Raw genomic sequence first — 2,660 nt, 5'->3', positions numbered from 1 at the left:
TTTATTTTTTTTATTTTAAAGTGGGTAATGTAAAAATGATCACATTACTTAATGTTTTTAAGTTGTAGGTCAAAAACTCGAAAACATTAAGTAAAAAGAATTATACAAAAATCATTTAAATCAATAATATAAAAGGAATGAACATATGCCTGAGATACAAATTATTGCCAAGGACAGTCACAAAACCTTGGTAACAACAGAGGGAACTTCTGCAAAACTTTCAGAAGCATCAGTTGTGTTGGTAAAAGTGGCTGCCAGTGATGTATTGGTAGTAAATAGGGAGGGTACCAATGCAGTAATTCGCCTAAAAAATGGTGAAACTATTGTTATTGAAGGCTTCTTTAGTGGAACAGCTGAGCCAGCCGATAATAGTCTTGTTTTTCAAGACCAAAATGGCCAACTCATTTGGGCAAAATTTAAAGATGCCGAAAATGATGCGGATGCTGACAGCGATGCAGATGCGGATGCTGACAGCGATGTAGAGCCGCAAGCGCTTTTAGGTGAAGATTTACCAGCAGCTCTACCAGCAGAAGCACCGCAGGCATTAGTGTCTGATGTTATTTACCAACCTATTTCTTCAATTCAGCCATTACTTTATCACGATGCAGGTGTGAACCCATGGTTGTGGGCAGCAGTACCTCTTGTTGCAGGTGGTATCATTGCTGCTGCATCAAATAGTGGTAGCAGTAATGACTCTTCTCCTGCAGATACTACGCCGCCAAATACAAATGGCGTTACTTTCTCTGTTGATCCTGTAACTTCAGATAATATTATTAATTCAACGGAAGCTGCGGGTAATGTTACTGTTACGGGTAGTTTAAAAAATATTCCGACAGATGCTGCAAATACTGTCGTTACCGTAGTTGTTAATGGTGTAACTTACACTGCAAATGTAGACAAAGCAGCAGGTACGTGGAGTGTAGTTGTACCAGGCAGTGGATTAATTGCAGATAGCGATAAAACAATTGATGCAAAAGTTACTTTTACTGATGCAGCAGGTAACAGCAGCAATATTAATGAGTCAAAATCTTATACAGTAGATACGACAGCCCCAACTGCACCGGTAATTGATCCAATCAATGCGACCAATCCAGTCACAGGTACAGCAGAACCAGGTTCAACAGTTAAAGTAACTTTCCCTGATGGTACGACAGCAACTGTCGTTGCAGGCCCTGATGGTAAATGGACAGCGCCAAACCCAGGTGATCTTAAAGATGGTGATAAAGTTACAGCTATTGCAACCGACCCTGCTGGTAACCCATCAACTCCTTCAACTGGTACAGTAGATGCAGTTGCACCAACTGTGACTGTCACCACGACATTAACCAACGACAGTACACCTGCGTTAAGCGGTACAGTGAATGATCCGACTGCGAAACTGGTTGTGACTGTAGATGGTGTGAGCTATCCGGCAACCAATAATGGCAACGGCACCTGGACACTTGCAGACAATACGCTTCCAGCGTTGACCGATGGTCCACACACCGTGACTGTGACTGCAACTGATCCTGCGGGTAATGTAGGTACAACAAATGCAGTTGTGACTATCGATACCACAGCCCCAACTGCACCGGTAATTGATCCAATCAATGCGACCAATCCAGTCACAGGTACAGCAGAACCAGGTTCAACTGTTAAAGTGACTTTCCCAGATGGTACGACAGCAACTGTCGTTGCAGGCCCTGATGGTAAATGGACTGTGCCGAACCCAGGTGATCTTAAAGATGGTGATAAAGTTACAGCTATTGCAACCGACCCTGCTGGTAACCCATCAACTCCTTCAACTGGTACAGTAGATACAGTTGCACCATCTGTGACTGTCACCACGACATTAACCAACGACAGTACACCTGCATTAAGCGGTACAGTGAATGATCCGACTGCAAAAGTGGTTGTGACTGTAGACGGTGTGAACTATCCGGCAACCAATAATGGCAACGGCACCTGGACACTTGCAGACAATACGCTTCCAGCGTTGACCGATGGTCCACATACCGTGACTGTGACTGCAACAGACCCTGCAGGTAATGTAGGTACAACAAATGCAGTTGTGACTATCGATACCACAGCTCCAACTGCACCGGTAATTGATCCAATCAATGCGACTGATCCAGTGACAGGTACAGCAGAACCAGGTTCAACAGTTAAAGTAACTTTCCCTGATGGTACGACAGCAACTGTCGTTGCAGGCCCTGATGGTAAATGGACAGCGCCAAACCCAGGTGATCTTAAAGATGGTGATAAAGTTACAGCTATTGCAACCGACCCTGCTGGTAACCCATCAACTCCTTCAACTGGTACAGTAGATGCAGTTGCACCAACTGTGACTGTCACCACGACATTAACCAACGACAGTACACCTGCGTTAAGCGGTACAGTGAATGATCCGACTGCGAAAGTGGTGGTGACTGTAGATGGTGTGAACTATCCGGCAACCAATAATGGCAACGGCACCTGGACACTTGCAGACAATACGCTTCCAGCGTTGACCGATGGACCACATACGGTAACTGTGACAGCGACCGACCCTGCAGGTAATGTGGGTACAACAGGTGCAGTGGTGACTATCGATACCACAGCACCAAATGCACCGGTTCTTGATCCAATCAATGCCACTGATCCAGTGACAGGTACAGCAGAAGCGGGATCAACCGTGACTG

The 2,660-nt window shown here is 45.1% G+C and carries 1 protein-coding gene; it reads left to right on the top strand.

What is annotated here, in order from left to right:
- Positions 1-145: 145 nt before the first annotated feature.
- Positions 146-2,660, top strand: a 2,515-nt coding sequence (locus ACH8JV_RS19160) for an Ig-like domain-containing protein (protein ID WP_396523215.1), incomplete at its 3' end; no start/stop codon positions are given.

This window comes from Acinetobacter sp. ABJ_C5_2, from assembly GCF_044538485.1.
GTDB lineage: Bacteria > Pseudomonadota > Gammaproteobacteria > Pseudomonadales > Moraxellaceae > Acinetobacter > Acinetobacter nosocomialis_A.
This window is presented reverse-complemented; position numbering and strand designations above follow the sequence as displayed.